We start from the raw sequence: 21,039 nt of genomic DNA, 5'->3' as shown, positions 1-21,039 counted from the left end.
GCGGGTTCGCTGTGGCTGGTCGCGCCCACGCGGCGGAGCCGCAAATTGATGCAGCCCCGCGCCCTTGGCGGCGTCTAGTCCACGCCCCTGATGCGTCCCACCAGCACCGCCCCCGCCAGCCCCGCCACCGCCGCCACCAGGTACAGCACCCGGTATCCGCCGAGGTGGGTGACGATCGGGGCGGCGAGCGCGGGGGCCGCCACCTGGGGGAGGGCGTTCGCCACGTTGATGACGCCGAGGTCCTTGCCGCGGTCGAGAGCCTTCGGCAGGACGTCCGTCATCAGCGCGAAGTCGACCGACATGAACACCCCGAGGCCCAGGCCCAGCAGGGCCGCCACGACGATCGCGCCCGGCCAGGTCTGCCAGGCGGCCAGCAGGGCCGTGGCCGCCGCCATCAGTACCCCGGACCACATCACGAACGGCTTGCGGCGGCCCACCCGGTCCGACCAGGCGCCGCCCACCACGACCGTGGCCACCAGGGTCACGCTGTTCACCGCGGTGAGGATCAGGACGCCCTGCTCGGGGTCGTCGTGGTGCAGGCGGTCCCGCAGGTAGTAGAGGAGGTACAGGATCACCAGTGCGTTGCTGAGGTTGATCAGGAAGCGGGTCAGCCAGGCCCAGCCGAAGTCGGGGTAGCGACGCGGGCTCAGCCAGAAGCCGCGCGTGAACGAACGCCAGGACCACGCCGGCCGGTCCGTGGCCGCCAGCCTCAGATCCCGGTACCGCAGGACGTACGGCAGCGCACCCGCCACCGTGAACACCGCGCAGGCCGCATACCCCGCCGCGATCCCGCCCGCCGCCGTCGCAAGCCCCGTGCCGACGACCGCCCCGAGGATCTGCGCGGCCCCCAACCAGCCGCCCACCACACCCCGTTGCAGCCGGGGCACCCGGTCCGGCACCGCCGCCGTCACCGCGGCGAAGGACGCGTTCAGCGTCAGCTGGACCAGACACCAGCCGACCGCCATCGCCCACAGTCCCCCCGCCCCGGCGAGCAGCAGCAGCGACAGCGCGCCGCCCGCCGCGCCGGCCACGATCCACGGCGTACGGCGGCCCCAGCGGGCCGTGGTGCGGTCCGACAGCGCGCCGAAGAACGGGTTCGCCACCAGCGACACGACCGCGCCCACACCGGTCACCCACGCCAGCAGCGTCTCCTTCGACATCCCGGTGCCGGGCGCGAAGTCCGCCGCCTGCTGGGCCAGCAGGATCTGCAACGGGCCGTACCAGCCCACCCAGATCGCCACGTTGGCCAGCGACAGCGCCGCCGTCCAGCCCCGGCCCACCCGGTCGACGGGCTCGGTCAGGGCACCCAATGGCTGGGTGGACGTCACCGCTGGGCCCGGAGCACGTCCCGCAGCCAGCCGTAGGACGCCTTGGGGGTCCTGGTGAGCGTCTCGTAGTCCGTGTGGACCAGCCCGAAGCGCCGCGCGTACCCCTCGGCCCACTCGAAATTGTCGAGCAGCGACCAGACGAAGTACCCGCGTACGTCCACGCCGGCCTCCACCGCCCGGTGCAGCGCGCGGATGTGGCCGTCCAGGTAGGCGATCCGCTCCTGGTCGTCGATGCCCTCGTAACTGCAGCCGTTCTCGGTGATGACGACCGGCGGCAGCCGGTCGCCGTACCGCTCCCGGAAGCCGGTGAGCAGCTCGGTGAGGCCCTCGGGCACCACCGGCCAGCCGAAGTCCGTCGTCGGCACGCCCTCGATCTCCCGTACGGAGAAGGGCAGTTCCGCGGGCATGCTGATCCCGCCGAACTCGATCTCGGTGCCCTGCGGGGCGCCGACGCGGGTCGGCGCGTAGTAGTTGACGCCGTAGAAGTCGAGCGGCTCGGCGATGACCTTCAGGTCGCCTTCGACGTCCCCGGGCATCAACTCGCCGATGCCCTCGGGGTATTCGCCCAGCAGCAACGGGTCGGCGAACAGCCGGTTGAGCAGGACGTCGTAGAAGTCCGCCGCCTCCAGATCCGCCGGTTCCCGCGACGCGGGCCAGGTCGGGCCGTGCGAGTTGGCGATGCCGATGTCGCTCGCACCGGCCGCGCGCAGCGCCCGTACGGCGAGACCGTGGGCCAGGAGCTGGTGGTGGGCGACGGGCAGGGCGTCGAAGAGGAGCTGTCTGCCGGGGGCGTGGGTGCCGAGGGCGTGGCCCAGCAGGGTGTGCTCGGCGGGCTCGTTGAGGGTGATCCACTTCTGCACCCGGTCACCGAGACGCTCGGCGACCACGGACACGTGCTCGGCGAAACGGGCCGCCGTGTCCCGGTCGAGCCAGTCCAGCGAGGCCGGCAGGTCCCAGTGGAAGAGCGTCGGCACCGGCCGTACGCCCGCCGCGCACAGCTCGTCCACCAGGCGGTCGTAGAAGCCGAGGCCCTTCGGCGCGTTCACCCGCGGCCACGAGATGGAGAAGCGGTACGCGTCGACGCCCAGGTCGGCCAGCAGAGCGACGTCCTCGCGGTAGCGGTGGTAGTGGTCGCAGGCCACCGCCGCCGTGGAGCCGTCCTTCACCCTGCCCGGCTCGGCCGTGAAGGCGTCCCACACGGACTGCTCGCGCTCGCCCACCGCGCCCTCGATCTGGTGGGCGGACGTAGAGACGCCCCACAGGAAGCCGGCCGGGAACTGGGGTATCGGGTTCGTCGCCATGGGCGGGATCATCCGTACCGCTGGTAACAGAAGTCAACGCCCAGGCGTGAACCGCTGGTTACGCACCTTCCTTCAGCACCCTGGAGATCAGTTTGCGCTGTTCGTCCGTGAGCCGGGGATCCGAGCAGTACACCGTCTTGCCGTCCACGGTGATCTGGTAGCTGAACCCGTCCGGAACCCCGACGGGGGGCGTGCCCCGGCCGGACGCGACCGCGCGCTCGGCCAGGGCGTGCCACTCCTGGGCGTCGGGCCGCCCCGAGGTGTCCACCTCGGCGTGCCGCTCGATGCCCGCGAAACCACCCGTGCGCCGTACCAAAATCCGCATGGGTCCCTGTCTAGTACGGACTTACTGGATCCGCACCCCGACCTGCTCCCACGCCTTCGACACGGCCTGGAGCTCCTCGCCGCCGTCGCCGAAGCGCTCGCGCGCGGCCTTGACGGTCAGCTTGGCGAAGTCGGTGAACATGGCCCGCTCCGACAGCTCGCCGCCGGTCAGGACGTCGTACCAGACCTGTCCCGCCTTCTCCCAGGCGTTGCCGCCGAGCGCGGTGGCGGCCAGGTAGAAGGCGTGGTTCGGGATGCCGGAATTGATGTGGACGCCGCCGTTGTCGCGGCCGGTGCGGACGTAGTCGTCCATCGTCGCGGGCTGCGGGTCCTTGCCGAGGACGTCGTCGTCGTACGCGCTGCCCGGCTCCTTCATGGAGCGCAGGGCCTTGCCGGAGACGCTGGGCGCCAGCAGGCCCGCGCCGATCAGCCAGTCGGCCTCGGCGGCGGTCTGGCCGAGCGTGTACTGCTTGATGAGCGCGCCGAAGACGTCCGACATGGACTCGTTCAGTGCGCCCGGCTGACCGTAGTAGGTCAGGTTGGCCGTGTACTGGGTGACGCCGTGGCTGAGCTCGTGGCCGATGACGTCGATCGGGATGGTGAAGTCGAGGAAGATCTCGCCGTCCCCGTCGCCGAACACCATCTGCTCGCCGTTCCAGAAGGCGTTGTTGTAGTTCTCGTCGTAGTGGACGGTGGCGTCCAGGGGCAGCCCGTCGCCGTCGATCGAGTGGCGGGCGTAGGCCTTGAGGAAGAGCTCGAAGGTGGCGCCGAGGCCGGAGTAGGCGCGGTTGACCGTGGCGTCCTGGCCGGGGTCCGCGCCCTCACCGCGGACCTTGGTGCCGGGCAGGGCCGTCCGGTGCCGGGCGTCGTAGATGGTGCGCAGCGGCTGGTCCGACGGTGCCTTCGCCGTCGGGGCGGCCGCGAGGGCGAACTCGGTCGTGACGCGACGCCTGCCGCGCAGCTCGCTGTCGCGCATCAGGGTCCGGCGAGCCGGGCCGGAGAGTGCGGGGTCGTCGTTCCGGGCCAGTTTGTCCAGGACGTGCGGCGGTACGACGGTGCAGAAGACGGGCTCGAAGCCCCCGTTGGTCGTCATGACCGGCACCATTGCACTGCGTCAGCAGGCTGTCACTAGTCGCAACCATGATTGGTGAAATATACGGATAGGGAGCGGCACGCTCAGTGACGAAGTGGTATGGCGCACTTTTTGTCCCATTCGTCCCCCGGGTCCCGCATACTGATACGACGCCCCGCACGGGGAGCGGCTCGGCTAGCATGCTTCGCATCATGCGTTTCGGGCTGCTCCTTCTTAGCTGCCGCGGCGAGGGCCTGTAGTACAGGTCGACTCCCTCCCCGCGGAGCTTCGCGTTGCGTCGTCGGCCGTCCTTCCGGACACCCTGAGGAGCCCGAAGCATCATGGCCAACCGCCAGCAGCCCAGTTCCATGCCGATCCACAAGTACGGCCGCTACGAGCAGGTCGACATCCCGGACCGCACTTGGCCGCAGAAGCGTGTCACCACCGCCCCGCGCTGGCTCTCCACCGATCTGCGTGACGGCAACCAGGCCCTGATCGACCCGATGTCGCCCGAGCGCAAGCGCCGGATGTTCGACCAGCTGGTCAAGATGGGCTACAAGGAGATCGAGGTCGGCTTCCCGGCGTCGGGCCAGACCGACTTCGACTTCGTGCGGTCGATCATCGAGGACCCCGCGGCCATCCCCGACGACGTGACCATCTCCGTACTGACCCAGGCCCGCGAGGACCTGATCGAGCGCACCGTCGAGTCGCTGAAGGGCGCCAAGCGGGCCACCGTCCACCTGTACAACGCCACCGCCCCCGTCTTCCGCCGGGTGGTGTTCCGCGGCTCCAGGGACGACATCAAGCAGATCGCCGTCGACGGCACGCGGCTGGTCGTCGAGTACGCCGAGAAGCTGCTGGGCCCGGAGACGGAGTTCGGCTACCAGTACAGCCCCGAGATCTTCACCGACACCGAGCTGGACTTCGCGCTGGAGGTCTGCGAGGCGGTGATGGACGTCTACCAGCCCGGTCCGGGCCGCGAGATCATCCTCAACCTGCCCGCCACGGTGGAGCGTTCGACGCCGTCCACGCACGCTGACCGCTTCGAGTGGATGCACCGCAACCTGTCCCGCCGCGAGCACGTCGTCCTGTCGGTCCACCCGCACAACGACCGCGGTACGGCCGTCGCCGCCGCCGAGCTGGCGCTGATGGCCGGCGCCGACCGCATCGAGGGCTGCCTGTTCGGGCAGGGCGAGCGCACCGGCAACGTCGACCTGGTCACCCTGGGCATGAACCTGTTCTCGCAGGGCGTCGACCCGCAGATCGACTTCTCCGACATCGACGAGATCCGTCGTACGTGGGAGTACTGCAACCAGATGGAGGTCCACCCGCGCCACCCGTACGTGGGCGACCTGGTCTACACGTCCTTCTCCGGCTCCCACCAGGACGCCATCAAGAAGGGCTTCGACGCCATGGAGGCCGACGCGGCCGCCAAGGGCGTCACCGTCGACGACATCGAGTGGGCCGTGCCCTACCTGCCGATCGACCCGAAGGACGTCGGCCGCTCCTACGAGGCCGTCATCCGCGTCAACTCGCAGTCCGGCAAGGGCGGTATCGCGTACGTCCTGAAGAACGACCACAAGCTGGACCTGCCGCGCCGGATGCAGATCGAGTTCTCCAAGCTCATCCAGGCGAAGACGGACGCCGAGGGCGGCGAGGTCACCGGCGGTGACATCTGGGCGGTCTTCCAGGACGAGTACCTGCCGAACCCGCAGAACCCGTGGGGTCGGATCCAGGTCAAGAACGGTCAGTCGACGACGGACACGGACGGCGTGGACACGCTGAAGGTGGAGGCGACGGTCGACGGCGTCGACACCGTCCTGTCCGGTACCGGCAACGGTCCGATCTCGGCCTTCTTCAACGCCCTGCAGTCCATCGGCATCGACGTACGGCTGCTGGACTACCAGGAGCACACGATGAGCGAGGGTGCGTCCGCGCAGGCCGCCTCGTACATCGAGTGTGCGATCGACGGCCAGGTCCTGTGGGGGATCGGGATCGACGCGAACACCACGCGTGCGTCGCTGAAGGCGGTCGTGTCCGCGGTCAACCGGGCGGCTCGTTGACGTTCGCTCCGCGGGGCGGCCGTCCCTGTTCGCCGTAGGTCCGTCGGCCAGTGGGTGAGCGCGGCCCCGTCGTGGCTTGTCGTGCAGTTCCCCGCGCCCCTCGATGGCGTTGTCGCGCCCGGCGCTCACAGGCCCCGTTCACTCTTTTCGGGTGGGCGGGGTCCGTCCGTTTTCGGCCATTGACCTGTGCAGGTCACGGAAAGGTCTCGTCCAGGTGCTGACTCCGCCTCCATGATGTGGCTAACATCACGCAAGCGCGGCGATGTTGCCGCGGGGCTACGGAGGTGCGACGTGCTGCCAGGACGGGGACAAGACGGCCGTGCCGCCAGGCTTGCGCGCATCCTGGGCACCCGCACCGCATGGTCGGCCGTCGGTGACGGCGAGTTCTTCTGCCCGGGCTGCGGGGGTGACCGCAACTACCAGCGGCTGACCGGGCACCGCCGCTTCACCCTGCTCGGCGTGCCGGTCCTGCCGCGCGGCGAGACCGCCCCGGTCGTGGAGTGTGCGGCCTGCCGGCGTCACTTCGGCACCGACGTCCTCGACCACCCCACCACCACCCGCTTCTCCGCGATGCTCCGCGACGCCGTCCACACCGTCGCCCTCGCGGTGCTGGCCGCCGGCGGCACCTGTGCCCGTCCGTCCCTGGAGGCCGCCGCGGCCGCGGTGCGGGCGGCCGGCTTCGACGACTGCACGGAGGAACAGCTCAACGCTCTGGTCGAGGCCCTGGCCGCGGACACCGGGCGGGTCTTCTCCGAGCCCTGCGGTGCCGGCCTGGCCATAGAGCTCCACGAGGCCCTGGACCCCCTCGCCCCGCACCTCGCCCCCGCCGGCCGCGAATCGATCCTCCTCCAGGGCGCCCGCATCGCCCTGGCCGACGGTCCCTACACCCCCGCCGAGCGAGACGTCCTCGCGACGGTCGGCTCCGCCCTCACCATCTGCGCGGAGGACGTGACGAGGCTGCTGGCCGCGGCGGCGCGGACGCCGTCGTAGGCCCGGGCCGTCAGAGGTACGTCACGGATACGACCGCGTCGGCCCGGACGCCGCGCTCCGCGTCGTACTGCGCGCCGCTCATCGCGACCACCAGGACGACCATGCCGACGAGCACCTGCAGGGCCACGCTGACGAAGGCCCGCAACAGGTACGGCAGAGCAGCGGTCAGCAGCACGACGCCGCCGGCGACGCCGATGTAGAGCCAGTTGAATCCGAGCGTGACGTCTGAGTTGTCCGCGCCCGGGTCGAACGGTCTCCAGTCGCCGCTGACGTCGATGCCCAGCAGGAACGCCGCGACCGCCCCGAGGACGTCGAGGACGAGCAGCCCGACCGCCAGGGCGATGTCCGCCGCGACGGGCAGCTGCCGGCGGCCGGTGGACGGGGGCGGCACATTGGCACCGCGGAAGGGCGGGAGGCCGACGGGGGCGGTCATGTGGGCCAGCATTGCCCGCTGACAGGGCCGGTGCCTGAGTACGGATACTCAGGCACCGTGTCCCGCCGTACTCCCCAGGGAGTAATCGCGCCGTCGCGCCGACCCCGGCAGTAGGCCCCAACTCGCTCTCCCGCCCGACGAATCCGCAGCTCGGCGCCGGAAGTCTGGAAGCGACCCGGACAGCCGACGCGGAGGGAGGCCCGTCAGATGGGGGCCGCAAGGACAAGTACACGACGACGGCGGGCCGTGCCCTGGCTCGTGCTGGGGCTGTGGATCGCCGTACTGGCGCTCGCGTCGCCGTTCGCGTCGAAGCTGGCGGACGTGCAGCGGGACCGTGCCGTCGACTATCTGCCCGCGAGCGCCGACTCCACGCAGGTGGCCAAGATCGAGGACCGGCTGCCCGGCGGCGAGGCCACCGAGATGGTCGTCGTCTATCACCGGGACGGCGGGCTGAGCGCGGATGACAGGGAGACCGCCGCCGACCAGATCGAGCGGATCGCGGGCGCGCACAAGCTCACCGGCGAACCGGAGGGCATTCCGTCCCAGGACGGCACCACCCTGATGTACCCGGTCGCCAGCACCGAACCGGGCCAGGACGAGAAGGCCCGGGACACACTGGTCAACTCCGTGCGGGACATCGCTCAGGGGGGTGACGGACTGAGCGTGGACGTGGGCGGGGCGGGCGCGCTCGCCACGGACGCGAGCGAGGTCTACAACTCGCTCGACGGACCGCTGCTGTACACCACGGCCGCCGTCGTCGCGCTGCTGCTGATCCTCATCTACCGCAGCCCGTTCCTGTGGCTCGTCCCGCTCGCCGTCGCGGGCATGGCCGACTATCTGTCGATGGGCGTCGCCTACGGCCTCAACCAGGGGTTCGGAACGTCCGTTTCCGGCCAGAGCTCCGGGATCATGACGATTCTCGTCTTCGGGGCGGGGACCGACTACGCGCTGCTGCTCGTCTCCCGGTACCGGGAAGAACTACGGCGGATCGAGCGGCCCTACGACGCCATGGCCGCCGCGCTCAAGGGCTGTGGGCCCGCCGTGCTCGCCTCCTCCGGAACCGTCGCCGCGGGACTGCTGTGCCTGCTCGCCGCCGATCTCAACTCCAGCCGGGGCATGGGCCCGCTCGGCACGGTCGGCGTGCTGTGCGCACTGGCCGCCATGCTGACCCTGCTGCCCGCGATCCTCGTACTGCTCGGCCGGCGGGTGTTCTGGCCGCTCGTGCCCCGCTACGGCAGCACGCCCAAGGCCCGCAGGTCCCTGTTCACGGCGATGGGCAGCTCCGCCGGACGCCGGCCCCTGACCGTCCTCGCGGGCGGCGCGGTCCTGCTCGGCGCGCTCGCGCTCGGCGCCCTGAACCTGCCCGGCAACCTCAAGCAGGAGGACTCCTTCACCAGCAAGCCCGACGCGGTCGCCGCCATGGAGACCCTCGGCAAGGCCTACCCCGAGCGCGGCACGCAGCCCATCACCGTCATCACTCAGCAGGGCCGCGCCGCCGAGACGCTCGCCTCGATCCGTGGCACCGACGGCGTCGACAGCGCGCAGGAGGGCCGTACCGGAAACGGCTGGACGGAGATCTCCGTCCTCGCCACCGCACCGCCCCAGTCCGCCGGGGAGACCGCCATCATCGAGGCCCTGCGCGACAAACTCGACGGCTCCCACGTCGGCGGGCCGAGTGCCGAGCAGATCGACCTGAAGGACACCAACGCCCGGGACCGCCTGGTCGTCGTACCGCTCGTGCTGCTGTCCGTGCTGCTGATCCTCATCGCCCTGCTGCGCTCGCTCGTCGCGCCGCTGATCCTGGTGGCGGCCGTGGTCGCCGTGTGGGGCGCGGCGCTCGGCATCGGCGGGCTCGTCTTCGGGCCGCTCTTCGGCTTCGAGGGCACGGATCCCGGACTCGGGCTCCTCTCCTTCGTGTTCCTGGTGGCCCTCGGCGTCGACTACGGCATCTTCCTGATGCACCGGATGCGCGAGGAGTGCCTGAACGGCGCCGAACCGGCGTCGGCCGCGCTCACCGCGCTGCGCACCACGGGCGGCGTCATCGCCTCCGCCGGGCTCGTCCTCGCCGCCACCTTCGCGGTGCTCACCAGCATGCCGCTCGTCCCACTCGTCGAGCTGGGCTTCGTCATCGCCGTCGGCGTGCTGCTGGACACCTTCCTGGTCCGCACGTACCTGGTCACCAGCGCGAGCGTGGCGCTGGGGCGCGGGATGTGGTGGCCGGGCCGGCTCTCCCGCGCACCCGGGGGACCCCGGCCGCAAGTCCCGCCGAAGGAACCGGAGCCCGTGGCCGTCTCCGTGTCCTGACCGACCGGCGCCCCTCCCTCCCGGAGGGGCGCCATCGTCCCGGAAGATGAACCCCGTGCAGGCAACCACGACAGTCCAGCGGTCCCGCATCGGCGAGTGGGCCATGGCCGCGATCAACCGCGACCCCCTGAGCGCCCCGCACCGCACCCGCAACGACGCACTGCTGGCCCTGGCCTGGGCCGCGCTCGCCACGGTCATGGCCCTGCTCGGCGACCAGGAGCGGCGGCCCGACGCGCTCGGCTGGACCCTGCTGCTCACCGCCCACGTCCCCCTGGTGTGGCGGCGCCACCGTCCGCTGCTGGTCCTGCTCGTGGTGATGGTCTGCATCGCCCCGTACCACGCCCTCGAGAACAACCACGCCGCGCCCATCTTCGCGACCATGGTGGCGCTGTACACGGTCGCGGCGACGGGCACGGTGCGCCGCACGCTGCTCACCGGCGCCGCCGTCCTCGGGGTGACACTGATCCTCAACGCCCTCACCAACCCCGGCGGGACGCCGGAGCTCCTGCGGATCTCCGGCTGGGTCTTCGCGTTCCTCTTCTCCGGCATCGACGTGCGCTACTACCGCCAGTACGTCGCCGCCATCGTCGAACGCGCCGAGCGCGCCGAACGCACCCGCGAGGAGGAGGCCCGCCGCAGGGTCGCCGAGGAGCGCCTGCGCATCGCCCGCGACCTGCACGACCTGCTCGCCCACAGCATCACGCTCATCGGCGTGCAGACGTCGGTGGCCGCCCACGTCCTGACCGCCGACCCCGAGCGGCTGAACCGCGAGGCGATCGCCAAGTCGCTCGACGACATCGCCGGGACCTGCCGCACGGCGCGGGGCGAGCTCCGCACGACGTTGGAACTCCTGCGCGAGCAGGGCGCGGTGGGCGAGGCACGCGGCCCGCTGCCCGGGCTGGACGGGGTGCCGGACCTGGTGGAGGCGGCGCGGCTGGCCGGTGCGCGGGTGGCGTCGGAGATACGGGTGCGGGAGGCGCCGCCGGCCGTCGGGGCGGCCGCGTACCGGATCGTGCAGGAGGCGCTGACGAACGTGGTCCGGCACGCGGGGCGCGAACCCGCCGTACGCGTCGAGCTGTACGAGGAGCAGGGCGCCCTGCGCGTATCGGTCACCGACGACGGCAGCTGCCCCGCCGCCCGAACTCCCGTCCCCGGCTACGGCCTCGTCGGCATGCGGGAGCGGGCCCGCAGCGTGGGTGGCACACTCGACGCCGGACCGGGCGACGAGGGGGGATTCCGGGTGAGCGCCGTACTGCCTGTCGGAAGCGACGGGGGAGGACAGAGATGATCCGAGTCCTGCTCGCGGACGACCAGACGCTCGTGCGGGAGGCGTTCGCCATGCTGGTCGAGTCGGCCCCCGACATGGAGGTCGTCGGCCAGGCGGCCACCGGCCGCGAGGCCGCCGAACTGGCCCGCGGCACCCGCGCCGACCTCGTCGTGATGGACATCCGCATGCCCGACCTGGACGGCATCGAGGCGACCCGTCTGATCGCTGCCGACGAGGACCTGGCCGGAGTACGGGTGCTGGTCCTCACCACCTACGACACCGACGAGAACATCGTGGACGCGCTGCGCGCCGGCGCCTCCGGATTCCTCGTCAAGGACACCCGCCCGGCCGAACTCCTCGACGCCATCCGCACGGTGGCGGCGGGAGAGGCGCTCCTGTCGCCGGGGCCGACCGCACGGCTGATCGAGCGGTTCCTGCGCAGCCCTTCGGCGCCCACGGCCGACGGGCCCGAATGCCTGTCCGAACGTGAACGCGAAGTGCTGACGCTGGTCGCCCGCGGGCTCAACAACACGGAAATCGCGGAAGCATTGGGGCTCAGCCCGCTGACGGCGAAGACACACGTCAGCCGCATCATGGGGAAGCTGGGAGCCCGCGACCGGGCGCAGTTGGTCATCGTGGCCTATGAGTCAGGGATGGTGACACCGGGGATCCTGTGACGGACCGGGCAATGTCTGACCCTCCGTCAAAGGAGCTCGATGACCATCCTGAGGCGCTCACTCAGTCGTACGTACCTAGTCACCGCAGTACTCCTGACCACCCCGCTGGTCGCGACCGGCAACGCCGCGGCGGGGGAGGCCGGCTGCACGTCCTCCGTGCCGTACGTCTCGGGCGAGGGCGGCTACGACACGTACCGCATCCCGGCGACGATCACGACCCCGCGCGGCACGGTCCTGGCCTTCGCCGAGGGCCGGCACGACGGGGCGGGCGACACCGGCGACATCGATGTCGTCCTCAGGCGCTCCCTCGACGGCGGCTGCACCTGGGGCCCGCAGGCCGTGGTCGCCTCGGGGGACGGGGACACACGGGGCAACCCCGCTCCCGTGGTGGACCCGCGCACCGGCGCGGTCGTGCTGGTCACCTCCTACAACAGCGGGGACGTGACGGAGGCGCAGATCATGCGGGGCGAGGCGACGCCGGAGCAGAGCCGGCGGGTGTTCGTCCAGCGCAGCGCGGACGACGGCCGCCACTTCTCGTCCCCTCGGGACATCACGGGCCAGGTGAAGCCGGCGAACTGGCGCTGGTACGCCACGGGGCCCGGTCACGCGATCGCGCTGCGGCACGGTCCGCATGCGGGGCGGCTGGTCGTCCCGTCGAACCACTCGGCCGCGCCGGCGCCGGGGTCCGGGGACACCGGGCAGGAGCCCAAGTACTACGGCGCCCACGCCATCTACAGCGACGACGGCGGGCGTTCCTGGCGGATGGGGTTCGTCGACGACTCCTACGACGGTTTCAGCAACGCCAACGAGTCCACCGCGGCCGAACTTCCCGACGGCAGGCTGTACTTCAACTCCCGGGATCAGCACGGCATGAGTGCCGGGAACCGGCTCGACAGTCACTCCAGTGACGGTGGGGAGACTCTGGACCGGCCCTACACGGTCCAGCCGGCGTTGAACGAGGTGCCGGTGGTGGAGGGCAGCGTCCTCCAACTCTCCGGTTCCCGGGGCGCGTTGCTCTTCTCCGGGCCTTCCGTGCCCACCGTGCGTCAGTCGATGGCGGTGTGGCGGAGTACGGATGGCGGGGCGACCTTCACGAAGGCGCTGACGCTGTCTCAGCAGCGGGCGGCGTACTCGGATCTGGTGTCGCTGGGGCGGCGGGTCGTCGGGATCCTGTACGAGACGGGGGTGGACGGGACTTACGAGACGATCGAGTTCCGCAGGCTGCCGACGGCGGAACTGGAATAGGGTTTTCTCGCCCCCGCCGCCCCTACCCGTCCCGTACCTGGGGGCTGCCGCCCCCAGACCCCCGCTTCGGCCTGAACGGCCTCGTCCTCAAACGCCGGACGGGCTGGATTGCCTGGCCCGGCGCTGGAAAATTCAGCCCCTCCGGCGTTTGAGGAGCGGGGGTCCAGGGGGCGGAGCCCCCTGGCGGGGTCGAAGGGGCGGAGCCCCCTGGCGGGGTCGAAGGGGCGGAGCCCCTGGAGGACGGGACGGGTAGGGGCGGCGGGGGCGAAAACCGGCCCTACAGCAGCCCCGCGCCCGCCAAAAACTTCCCCACCCGCTCAACCTCCTCCGTCGACAACGCCACCTGCGGCTCCGCCGTAGCCGCGCAGTCGATGACGCCCCGCAGGTGCAGCGCCGCCTTGAAGGCTCCCAACGCCGACGAACTACCCCCCATCCGCCCGGGATCCCCGACGGTCACCATCCCGAACAGCCCGCACAACCGCTCCTGCTCGGCCCGGGCCAACTGCCAGTCCCCGGCCCGGCACAGCTCGAACAGCCGCACGTACCCCCGCGGGTCGACGTTCGCGAGCCCCGGCACCGCCCCGTCGGCCCCCACCGCAAGGGCGGCGTCGGCGATGAGTTCGGAGCCGGTCAGGACGCTGAAGCCGGTGATGTCGGAACGGGTGCGGGCGCCGATGACGACCTCGCGGAAGGCGGCGAGGTCGCCGCTGGAGTCCTTCAGACCGGCCAGGACGCCCTCGGCGGCCAGGTCCAGGATGACGTCGCCGGGGAGCTTGACGTGGACGGCGGCCGGGAGGTCGTACGCCACCACCGGGACGGGGCACGCGGCGGCGATCAGGCGGTAGTGGCGGGCGATCTCGGCGGGGTGGGTCCGGGCGTAGAAGGGCGCTGTGGCGACCACCGCGTCCGCACCCGCCCGAGTGACCTCGCGTACGTGGTCCAGCACCCTCGGCGTGGTCATGTCGATCACACCGGCCAGCACCGGAAGCCGGCCCCCGACGTGCCCGGCCACCGCCTCCACCACCATCCGCCGCTGGGCGTCCGTCAGGTACGCCGCCTCCGACGTGGAGCCGAGCACAAACAGGCCGTGCACCCCGGCCTCCACCAGGTGGTCGACCAGCCTGAGCAGGGACGGGACGTCCACCTCGCGGTCCGGTGTCAGGGGCGTGCAGACGGGCGGGATGACACCGGTGAGCGGGGTGGGGATCATGATCAAGGCTCCCTGGAACTGTGGCTCTGTCGTACGAGGTCGCGCGTGGCCTCGCCCTCCTCCACTGGATGGTGGCACCTGTAACGGTGCTCGGGCGTCGACGCGGCCGAGAAGTCCGGCATCGCCTCGGCACACACCTCGTCCGCCTTCCAGCATCGCGTGCGGAAGGGGCACCCGCTCGGCGGCCGTGTCGCGGAGGGGACCGGGCCGACCAGCGGGATCGGGTCGATGGGATCGAGCAGGCCGGGGGTCGCGGAGAAGAGGGCGCGGGTGTACGGGTGCCGGGAGCCGTCGGTGACGCCGGTCGCCGGGGCCTCCTCGACGATCCGGCCCAGGTACATGGTGATCACGCGGTCGCTCATCCGGCGTACCGTCTGGATGTCGTGCGAGACGAAGACGAGGGCGAGGCCCAGCCGCTCCTTCAGGTCGAGGAGGAGGTTCAGGATCTGGGCCCGCACCGAGACGTCCAGCGCGCTCGTCGGCTCGTCCGCCACCACCAGGTCGGGGTCCAGGGCCAGCGCGCGGGCGATGGCCACGCGCTGGCGCTGGCCGCCGGAGAGCTGGCCGGGAAGGGCGTCCGTCAGGGCGCGCGGGAGGCCGACCAGGGACATCAGCTCCCTGACCCGGTCCTCACGTTCGCTTCTCGTGCCGCGGTCGTGCACGTCCAGTGGGTCCCGCAGTATCTGCCGGACCGTCAGGCGCCTGTTCAGTGCCGTCGACGGGTCCTGGAAGATCATCCCGGTGCCGGCGCCCACCGCCGTCCTGCGTTCGGCCGGTGACATCGTCCACAGGTCGCGGCCCCGCAGGGACACCGTGCCCGACGTCGGGCGCTGCACGCCCACCAGCACCTTCGCAAGCGTCGACTTGCCGCACCCCGACTCGCCGACCACGCCCACCGTCTCGCCGGGCGCGATGACGAGATCGGCGCCGGTCAGGGCGTACACCTTGTCCCGGCTGAACAGACCGCCGCTGCGCGCCCTGTGCACGACGTGCGCGTCCGAGAGCTCCACCAGCGCGTTCACTGGACGACCCCGCTTTCGGAGCGGTCTGTCGGCGCCAAGACGATCGCCGGGTGATGGCAGGCCGCCGTATGAGTCGGTGTTCCCACCAGGTCGGGCGGCGTCGTCCGGCACACCTCGCTCGCCAGCGGGCAGCGGTCCGCGAAACGGCAGCCCGCCGGGAAGTCGGCGGGGGAGGGGACGACGCCCTTGATCTGCGTCATCCGCTCCTGTGCCGACTCAAGCGACAGCACGCTGCCGAGCAGGCCCCGCGTGTAGTGATGCGCCGGCGCCTCCACCAGGTCGGCGGTCACGCCGGTCTCCACGATCTGGCCGCCGTACATCACGACCACCCGGTCGGTGACGTCCGCGATCAGCGCGAGGTCGTGCGAGACGAGGATCAGCGCGAAGCCCAGTTCCTCCCGCAGCCTCAGCAGCAGCTCTATGATCTGCGCCTGCACGGTGACGTCCAGGGCGGTCGTCGGCTCGTCGGCGACGATCAGCTTGGGATCGCGGGACAGGGCCATGGCGATCAGGACACGCTGGCGTTGCCCGCCGGAGAGTTCGTGCGGGTAGCTGCGCAGGGTGCGGTCGGGGTCGAGGCCGACCAGTCCCAGGAGTTCGTGGGGGGTGCGGCGGCCTCCGCGGCGTACGACCTGCTTGAGCTGGGAGCGGATCGTCATCGCCGGGTTCAGGGAGGACAGGGCGTCCTGGTAGATCATCGCCATCTCGTGGCCCAGCAGTTTGCGGCGCACCCGCATCGGCTCGCCCACCAACTGCCGCTGGTTGAACCGGACATGCCCGCGCACCCGGGCGCCCTTCGGCTCCAGGCCCATCACCGCGAGGGCGGTGAGCGACTTGCCGCAGCCCGACTCGCCGACCAGGCCCAGCACCTCACCCGGCTGCACCTCGAAGCTGATGCCGTCGACGATGTCCACGCCGTCGTGCCGGCCCTCGAACCCGATCGCGAGGTGCTCCACCGCGAGCACCGGCAGCTGCCCCTGGGGCAACGGCCGGGCCCGTGCCCGCAGCCGCGCCGCGGCCTCCGTCAGCCCCGGCAGTTGCAGCACCTCGCCGCTGCCCGGCTCCGGCGCCTCGAGGCGGTCGTCGTGCTTGCGTACGTCGACCTCGCGCGCCGAGGGCGCCGCCCATGCGTCCGACACGCCCTCGGAGAGGATGTTCAGGGAGAGCACCGTCACCAGCATCAGCAGGCCGGGGAAGACGGTCGCCCACCAGCCGCCGGTGAGCACCATGTTCTTGCCGTCCGCGATGACACTGCCCCAGGAGGGGTCGGGGGGACGGACGCCGGCGCCGATGAAGGACAGCGACGCCTCGAAGACGATCGCCTCCGCCACCTGGACCGTGCAGAACACCAGCACCGGCGCGGCGCAGTTGATCGCCACGTGCCTGATGACGATGTGCGGGGTGCGGGCGCCGATGACCCGTTCCGCCGTCACATAGTCCTCGCCGTACTGGTCGAGGACGTTCGCCCGCACGACTCGGGCCACCGGCGGCGTGAAGAGGAACGCGATCGCACAGATCAGGACGGTGATCCCGCCGCCGAAGACCGCGACGAGCACGGCGGCCAGCGCGATGCCCGGGAACGCCATCACCACGTCCAGGCAGCGCATCAGCGTCTCGTCGACCGCCTTGCGGGAGGTCGCCGCGATCGCGCCGATCAGGGCACCCACGACGAGCGCGAGCCCGGTCGCGCCGAGCCCGATCGCCAGCGACCAGCGGGCGCCGTACATCAGCCGGCTGAGGATGTCCCGGCCGAGGCTGTCCTGGCCCATCCAGTGCTCGGCGGACGGATGCCCGGTGCCGTCGATCGGCGGTTGCTGGTCGAGCGGGTCGTGCGGGGCGAGGACCGGGGCGAGCAGGGCGGTCAGGACCACCACGGCCAGGAAGCAGACGGCGACCTTCGACAGCAGGGGCAGCCGGCGCCAGCCGCGCAGCCGGATGCCGGGCCGGGACAGCGCCTCGGCGAGACGCTTGCGGTTGAACGTCATGTCGCCTCCCGCAGGCGCGGGTTGACCAGCAGGTACAGGATGTCGATGACGAGGTTGACGACCACGAAGCCGGTCGCGGTGGTGAGGACGACGCCCTGGACGACCGCCGGGTCACCGTTCTTCACCGCGTCGATCATCAGCTTCCCCATGCCGGGGAGGGAGAAGATCGTCTCGATGACGACCGCGCCGCCCAGCAGGTAGCCGACGCGCAGGCCGAGGACCGTCAGCGGGTTGATGAGCGCGTTGCGCAGGACGTTGCGCCCGACCACCACCCGCGGCGGCAGCCCGCTGCCGATCGCCGTGCGGACGTAGTCCTTGTCCAGCTCCTCCACCACCGACGTCCGCACGATCCGCGTCAGCTGCGCCGCCACCGGCAGCGAGAGGGCGAGGGCCGGGAGGGTCATGGTCTTGAGCCAGCCCGTGAAGGAGTCCGCCGGGTTGATGTAGCCGCCGGTCGGGAACCAGCCGAGGTCGACGGCCAGGTACTGGATCATCAGCAGCGCCAGCCAGAAGCCGGGAGCGGCGACGCCGGTGAGCGAGACGACGCGGATGATCTGGTCGGGGAGCCGGTCGCGGTAGATGGCGGCCGTCACGCCGCCGACCAGGGACAGGACGACCGCGATGCCGAGACCCAGGAAGGTGAGCTGGAGGGTCAGCGGCAGCGCGGTCATGACCTGGTCGACGACCGGCGCCCGGGTCAGGGCGCTGATGCCCATGTCGCCGTGGAGCAGGTCGCCGATGAAGGCGACGTAGCGGACGGGGAGGGGGTCCAGCAGGCCGTTCTCCTCGCGGAAGTCGTGCAGTTGCTGCGCGGTGGGGTTCGCGCCCTGGAAGAACGCGGACGCCGGGTCGACGTCCGAGAACCGCATGACCAGGAACACGAACAGCACGATGCCCAGCATCAGCGGCACGAGCAGCACGACGCGGCGGGCCAGGATCCTTACGACGGTGATCACAGAAGGGCTCCTAGGCCCACTTGGCCTGGAGGAGGTTGATGCCGGGGTACGGCTGTGCCCTTATCCCGGTGAGCTGCTTGGGGTTCCAGGCCGTCATCAGCTCGTTGTGGACGACCGGGTAGAGCACGGCCTGCTCGGCGACGACGTCGATGTAGTCCTGCACGATCGTCTTCTTCTTCTCGGCGTCCGGCTCCCGGGTCGCCCGGTCCATGTCCTTGAAGAGCGCCTTGGCGATCGAGTTGTCGGCCCACCGCGTGTACTGCATCCACAGGTTCTCGGGGCCGTAGTTGTAGTGCATGATCAGGTCGGCGTCGAGGCCGAACTGGTTGGGGTTCGAGGCGGCGGCGACCACCTGGTAGTCCTGCTTCTGGTCCATCTTGGTGAAGACGGCCGTCGTCTCCTGCGGGGAGAGGGTGGTCTTGACGCCGATCGCGTCCCAGGACGCCTTGATGGTCGGCAGACAGTCGACGATCCAGCTCACGTTGACGGCCAGGATCTCGATCTTCAGCCCGCTGACCCCGGCCTCCTTCAGCAGCGCCTTCGCCTTGTCCGGGTCGTAGTCGTAGACGGTCTTCGCGCGCCGGTAGGTGGGGTTGGCCTCGTTGAGGAAGGACGACGCCGGCTTCCCGTGGCCCTTGAGGGCGACCTCGATCATCTTCCCGGTGTCGATGGCGTAGTGCAGCGCCTGGCGGACGCGTACGTCGTCGAAGGGCTTGTGCTTGGTGTTGAACATCAGGAAGAGGTTGTTCATCCCGGCGCCGCCCGCCACCGTCAGCCCGCCGCCCTCCAGCTGCCCGATGTTGGCGTACGGGATGTTGTCGGCGATCTGCGCACCCGCACTGGCGCCCGAGATCCTGGCCACGCGCGGCGCAGCGTCCACGATCGTGAGCCAGTTCATCTTCTTGAAGGCGGCCTTGCGCGGGCCGTTGTAATCGGCGAACGCTTCGAAGGTGGTGTTGGACTTCGGGTGGTGCGCGGTCTGCCGGTACGGCCCCGAGCCGATCGCCTTGCCCGCGATGGCGTCCTCCCAGCCCCCCGGCTGGGAGAAGACGTGCTTCGGCATGATCTTGGCCAGGGTGAGCCGCGAAATCCCGTCCGGGAAGGGGAACTTGAGGACCAGCTCGACGTTCTGCGCGTCGATCTTGCGGACTTCCTTCAGCCAGCTCGCGAAGAAGCCCTTGGCGAGGGTCTGGGTCTTCGGGTCGAGGATCCGGTCGAAGACGAAGACCACGTCGTCGGCCGTGACCGGCTTGCCGTCGTGGAACTTCGCGCCCGCGCGCAGGGTGAACTTCCACGTCGTGGCGTTCGGGTCGGCCGGCACCTGGGTCGCGAGCGCGGCGTACGGCTCCCGCGAGATCGGGTCGGTGTCCAGCAGCCCCTCGTAGATGTGGTTGTTGGCGGCCATGCAGAAGGCGGACGCGGTCTGGGTCGGGTCCCAGCTGCCGTCGTTGCCGTAGCCGATGACCGCAGTCAGCGTCCGGTTCTGGCCACCGCCCCCGCCGGTCTCGTTCGTGGACTGGGGCCCCGACGAACAGGCCGACAGCGACGCTGAGACGGCGGCGGCCGCGCTCAGCGCACCGGTGTACTTCAGGAACGACCGGCGGTGCAGCGCCGGCACGTCGTGGGTCACGTCGCGCACGGGTCCTCCAGCGGTGGGGTGGTGTGCTCCGGCGATGGATGGTGTGAGGAGATACGACGTCCTACGTCCTGACGGTCAGCGCGACCATAGGTGGGGTGGTGGGGGTGGTCAAGGGATCTCACACGAATGGCGCATCTGCCACAGGTCGGACCAATGGCGCTGTGAAATGGCGCGAGTTGACCCCCCGTCAGGGGCCGTTGGGGCAGACATGGGACGTGGGACGTCCGGGTGCGCGTACGATGCGCCGCATGCCCGGGCAGCCCAGGAACAGCCGTACGTCCGAGGAGTCCAGGAACAGCCGGATCCAGCGGCAGGTCATGCAGCTGATCATCGACCGCAGGCTCCAGGCGGGCGCGCTGCTGCCCACGGAGGCGGAGCTGATGGAGGACCTGGGCGTCAGCCGCAATTCCGTCCGTGAGGCGCTCAAGGCGCTCCAGGCCCTCGACATCGTGGAGATCCGGCACGGCTACGGGACGTATGTCGGCCAGGCCTCGCTCACTCCGCTGATCGACGGTCTGACGTTTCGCACGCTGGCCCGGCACGACCATGACGACTCGGGGGCGCTGGCGGAGATCCTTCAGGTGCGGGAGGTGCTGGAGGAGGGGCTGATCCGGCGGGTGGCGGCGACGTTGACGGAGGCCGAGCTGGACCGGCTGGAGGCGGTCGTGGCGCGGATGGAGGCGGCGGGGCGGGCGGGGCGCGCCTTTCCCGACCTGGACCGCGAGTTCCACGAGCTGCTGTACGCGTCTCTCGGCAACGACCTCGTGCCGCAGCTGCTTGCCGCGTTCTGGACGGTCTTCCGGCGGGTGTCCGGCGCCCGCGGCCGCCCCGACGACCCCTCGCCCGACCTGACGGCCGGCCGGCACCGGGACATCGTGACGGCGTTGCGCTCGCGCGATGTCGAGGGGGCGCAGCGGGCGATGGCGGTGCATTTCCGGGGGATCGCGGCGCGGGCGGGGCAGGAGCGATTTCCGCCCCCGCCGCCCCTGCCCTTCCCGTCCCTGGGGGCTGCGCCCCCAGACCCCCCTTCGGCCTGAACGGCCTCGTCCTCAAACGCCGGACGGGCTGAAAGATCCAGCCCCTCCGGCGTTTGAGGAGCGGGGGTCCAGGGGGCAGAGCCCCCTGGCCGGGGTCGAAGGGGCGGAGCCCCTTCAAGGACGGGACGGGTAGGGGCGGCGGGGGCGAAAGAAACCGGGTCAGGAATCGAGAAGCGCCCGCACCTG

17 protein-coding genes are annotated in these 21,039 nt (G+C 71.0%); 7 read left to right on the top strand and 10 right to left on the bottom strand.

Annotated elements, in window-relative coordinates; genetic code table 11:
* Positions 1-74: 74 nt before the first annotated feature.
* Genes ACFY5C_RS13025 through ACFY5C_RS13010 form a run of 4 tightly spaced genes read right to left on the bottom strand, consistent with a single transcriptional unit; the run spans position 75 to position 4,046 of the window.
* Positions 75-1,328, bottom strand: coding sequence for an MFS transporter (locus tag ACFY5C_RS13025; RefSeq protein ID WP_389443806.1), 1,254 nt, complete (start codon positions 1,326-1,328; stop codon positions 75-77).
* A complete protein-coding gene (locus ACFY5C_RS13020; protein WP_389443804.1) occupies positions 1,325-2,641 on the bottom strand; it encodes a GH1 family beta-glucosidase in 1,317 nt (438 codons plus the stop codon). The genes ACFY5C_RS13025 and ACFY5C_RS13020 overlap by 4 nt, the downstream gene beginning before the upstream one ends.
* Positions 2,642-2,687: 46 nt before the next feature.
* A complete protein-coding gene (locus ACFY5C_RS13015; protein ID WP_328427737.1) occupies positions 2,688-2,954 on the bottom strand; it encodes a protealysin inhibitor emfourin in 267 nt (88 codons plus the stop codon).
* Between the two features lie 21 nt (positions 2,955-2,975).
* Positions 2,976-4,046, bottom strand: a complete 1,071-nt coding sequence (locus tag ACFY5C_RS13010) for a M4 family metallopeptidase (RefSeq protein WP_389443802.1) — start codon at positions 4,044-4,046, stop codon at positions 2,976-2,978.
* 320 nt (positions 4,047-4,366) lie between these two features.
* On the opposite strand from ACFY5C_RS13010, the gene leuA reads away from it, so the two are divergent.
* Both leuA and ACFY5C_RS13000 read left to right on the top strand, forming a co-directional pair.
* The gene (gene leuA, locus ACFY5C_RS13005) at positions 4,367-6,088 is read left to right on the top strand and encodes a 2-isopropylmalate synthase (RefSeq protein ID WP_389443800.1); all 1,722 of its coding nucleotides are present in this window, start codon (positions 4,367-4,369) and stop codon (positions 6,086-6,088) included.
* A 291-nt stretch (positions 6,089-6,379) separates the two neighbouring features.
* Positions 6,380-7,078, top strand: a complete 699-nt coding sequence (locus ACFY5C_RS13000) for a TerB family tellurite resistance protein (RefSeq protein WP_389443798.1) — start codon at positions 6,380-6,382, stop codon at positions 7,076-7,078.
* 10 nt (positions 7,079-7,088) lie between these two features.
* On the opposite strand, the gene ACFY5C_RS12995 is transcribed toward ACFY5C_RS13000, so the two are convergent.
* Complete coding sequence (locus tag ACFY5C_RS12995) at positions 7,089-7,511, bottom strand: DUF6234 family protein (RefSeq protein ID WP_389443796.1); 423 nt, start codon at positions 7,509-7,511, stop codon at positions 7,089-7,091.
* Positions 7,512-7,718: 207 nt separating this feature from the next.
* Between ACFY5C_RS12995 and ACFY5C_RS12990 the strand changes: the two genes are divergently transcribed.
* From ACFY5C_RS12990 to ACFY5C_RS12975, 4 genes are read left to right on the top strand one after another with little or no spacing between them, the layout of a single operon-like run.
* Positions 7,719-9,815, top strand: coding sequence for an MMPL family transporter (locus ACFY5C_RS12990; RefSeq protein WP_389443794.1), 2,097 nt, complete (start codon positions 7,719-7,721; stop codon positions 9,813-9,815).
* Between the two features lie 46 nt (positions 9,816-9,861).
* The gene (locus ACFY5C_RS12985; protein ID WP_389443792.1) at positions 9,862-11,103 is read left to right on the top strand and encodes a sensor histidine kinase; all 1,242 of its coding nucleotides are present in this window, start codon (positions 9,862-9,864) and stop codon (positions 11,101-11,103) included.
* The gene (locus ACFY5C_RS12980) at positions 11,100-11,759 is read left to right on the top strand and encodes a response regulator (RefSeq protein ID WP_389443790.1); all 660 of its coding nucleotides are present in this window, start codon (positions 11,100-11,102) and stop codon (positions 11,757-11,759) included. The genes ACFY5C_RS12985 and ACFY5C_RS12980 overlap by 4 nt, the downstream gene beginning before the upstream one ends.
* Positions 11,760-11,798: 39 nt before the next feature.
* Positions 11,799-13,004 carry an exo-alpha-sialidase gene (locus ACFY5C_RS12975; protein WP_389443788.1) on the top strand — a complete coding sequence of 402 codons (1,206 nt, stop codon included), beginning with the start codon at positions 11,799-11,801 and terminating at the stop codon, positions 13,002-13,004.
* Positions 13,005-13,281: 277 nt separating this feature from the next.
* Here ACFY5C_RS12975 and ACFY5C_RS12970 read toward each other — a convergent pair whose 3' ends face one another.
* Genes ACFY5C_RS12970 through ACFY5C_RS12950 form a run of 5 tightly spaced genes read right to left on the bottom strand, consistent with a single transcriptional unit; the run spans position 13,282 to position 19,816 of the window.
* Positions 13,282-14,217 carry a dihydrodipicolinate synthase family protein gene (locus ACFY5C_RS12970; RefSeq protein ID WP_389444130.1) on the bottom strand — a complete coding sequence of 312 codons (936 nt, stop codon included), beginning with the start codon at positions 14,215-14,217 and terminating at the stop codon, positions 13,282-13,284.
* Positions 14,217-15,236: an oligopeptide/dipeptide ABC transporter ATP-binding protein gene (locus ACFY5C_RS12965; protein ID WP_389443786.1), complete on the bottom strand. Its 1,020-nt coding sequence runs from the start codon at positions 15,234-15,236 to the stop codon at positions 14,217-14,219. Before ACFY5C_RS12965 ends, ACFY5C_RS12970 begins: the two co-directional genes overlap by 1 nt.
* Positions 15,233-17,221 carry a dipeptide/oligopeptide/nickel ABC transporter permease/ATP-binding protein gene (locus tag ACFY5C_RS12960; protein ID WP_389443784.1) on the bottom strand — a complete coding sequence of 663 codons (1,989 nt, stop codon included), beginning with the start codon at positions 17,219-17,221 and terminating at the stop codon, positions 15,233-15,235. Before ACFY5C_RS12960 ends, ACFY5C_RS12965 begins: the two co-directional genes overlap by 4 nt.
* Complete coding sequence (locus ACFY5C_RS12955; protein ID WP_328427747.1) at positions 17,218-18,177, bottom strand: ABC transporter permease; 960 nt, start codon at positions 18,175-18,177, stop codon at positions 17,218-17,220. The genes ACFY5C_RS12960 and ACFY5C_RS12955 overlap by 4 nt, the downstream gene beginning before the upstream one ends.
* A 10-nt stretch (positions 18,178-18,187) precedes the next feature.
* Positions 18,188-19,816 carry an ABC transporter substrate-binding protein gene (locus tag ACFY5C_RS12950; RefSeq protein ID WP_389443782.1) on the bottom strand — a complete coding sequence of 543 codons (1,629 nt, stop codon included), beginning with the start codon at positions 19,814-19,816 and terminating at the stop codon, positions 18,188-18,190.
* A gap of 239 nt (positions 19,817-20,055) precedes the next feature.
* On the opposite strand from ACFY5C_RS12950, the gene ACFY5C_RS12945 reads away from it, so the two are divergent.
* Positions 20,056-20,853, top strand: coding sequence for a FadR/GntR family transcriptional regulator (locus tag ACFY5C_RS12945; RefSeq protein ID WP_389443780.1), 798 nt, complete (start codon positions 20,056-20,058; stop codon positions 20,851-20,853).
* The last annotated feature ends 186 nt before the right edge of the window (positions 20,854-21,039 follow it).

The sequence above is a fragment of the Streptomyces sp. NPDC012935 genome, assembly GCF_042900345.1.
Lineage (GTDB): Bacteria > Actinomycetota > Actinomycetes > Streptomycetales > Streptomycetaceae > Streptomyces.
The sequence above is the reverse complement of the archived record's forward strand: the minus strand, read 5'-3'. Positions and strand labels throughout refer to the sequence as shown.

Coding starts and splice junctions, on each gene's coding strand:
- ACFY5C_RS12945 (WP_389443780.1), top strand. CDS start 20,056: ATGCGCCGCATGCCCGGGCAGCCCAGGAACAGCCGTACGTCCGAGGAG.
- ACFY5C_RS13015 (WP_328427737.1), bottom strand. CDS start 2,954: ATGCGGATTTTGGTACGGCGCACGGGTGGTTTCGCGGGCATCGAGCGG.
- leuA (WP_389443800.1), top strand. CDS start 4,367: ATGGCCAACCGCCAGCAGCCCAGTTCCATGCCGATCCACAAGTACGGC.
- ACFY5C_RS12985 (WP_389443792.1), top strand. CDS start 9,862: ATGAACCCCGTGCAGGCAACCACGACAGTCCAGCGGTCCCGCATCGGC.
- ACFY5C_RS13010 (WP_389443802.1), bottom strand. CDS start 4,046: ATGACGACCAACGGGGGCTTCGAGCCCGTCTTCTGCACCGTCGTACCG.
- ACFY5C_RS12960 (WP_389443784.1), bottom strand. CDS start 17,221: ATGACGTTCAACCGCAAGCGTCTCGCCGAGGCGCTGTCCCGGCCCGGC.
- ACFY5C_RS12990 (WP_389443794.1), top strand. CDS start 7,719: ATGGGGGCCGCAAGGACAAGTACACGACGACGGCGGGCCGTGCCCTGG.
- ACFY5C_RS12995 (WP_389443796.1), bottom strand. CDS start 7,511: ATGACCGCCCCCGTCGGCCTCCCGCCCTTCCGCGGTGCCAATGTGCCG.
- ACFY5C_RS13020 (WP_389443804.1), bottom strand. CDS start 2,641: ATGATCCCGCCCATGGCGACGAACCCGATACCCCAGTTCCCGGCCGGC.
- ACFY5C_RS12980 (WP_389443790.1), top strand. CDS start 11,100: ATGATCCGAGTCCTGCTCGCGGACGACCAGACGCTCGTGCGGGAGGCG.
- ACFY5C_RS12975 (WP_389443788.1), top strand. CDS start 11,799: ATGACCATCCTGAGGCGCTCACTCAGTCGTACGTACCTAGTCACCGCA.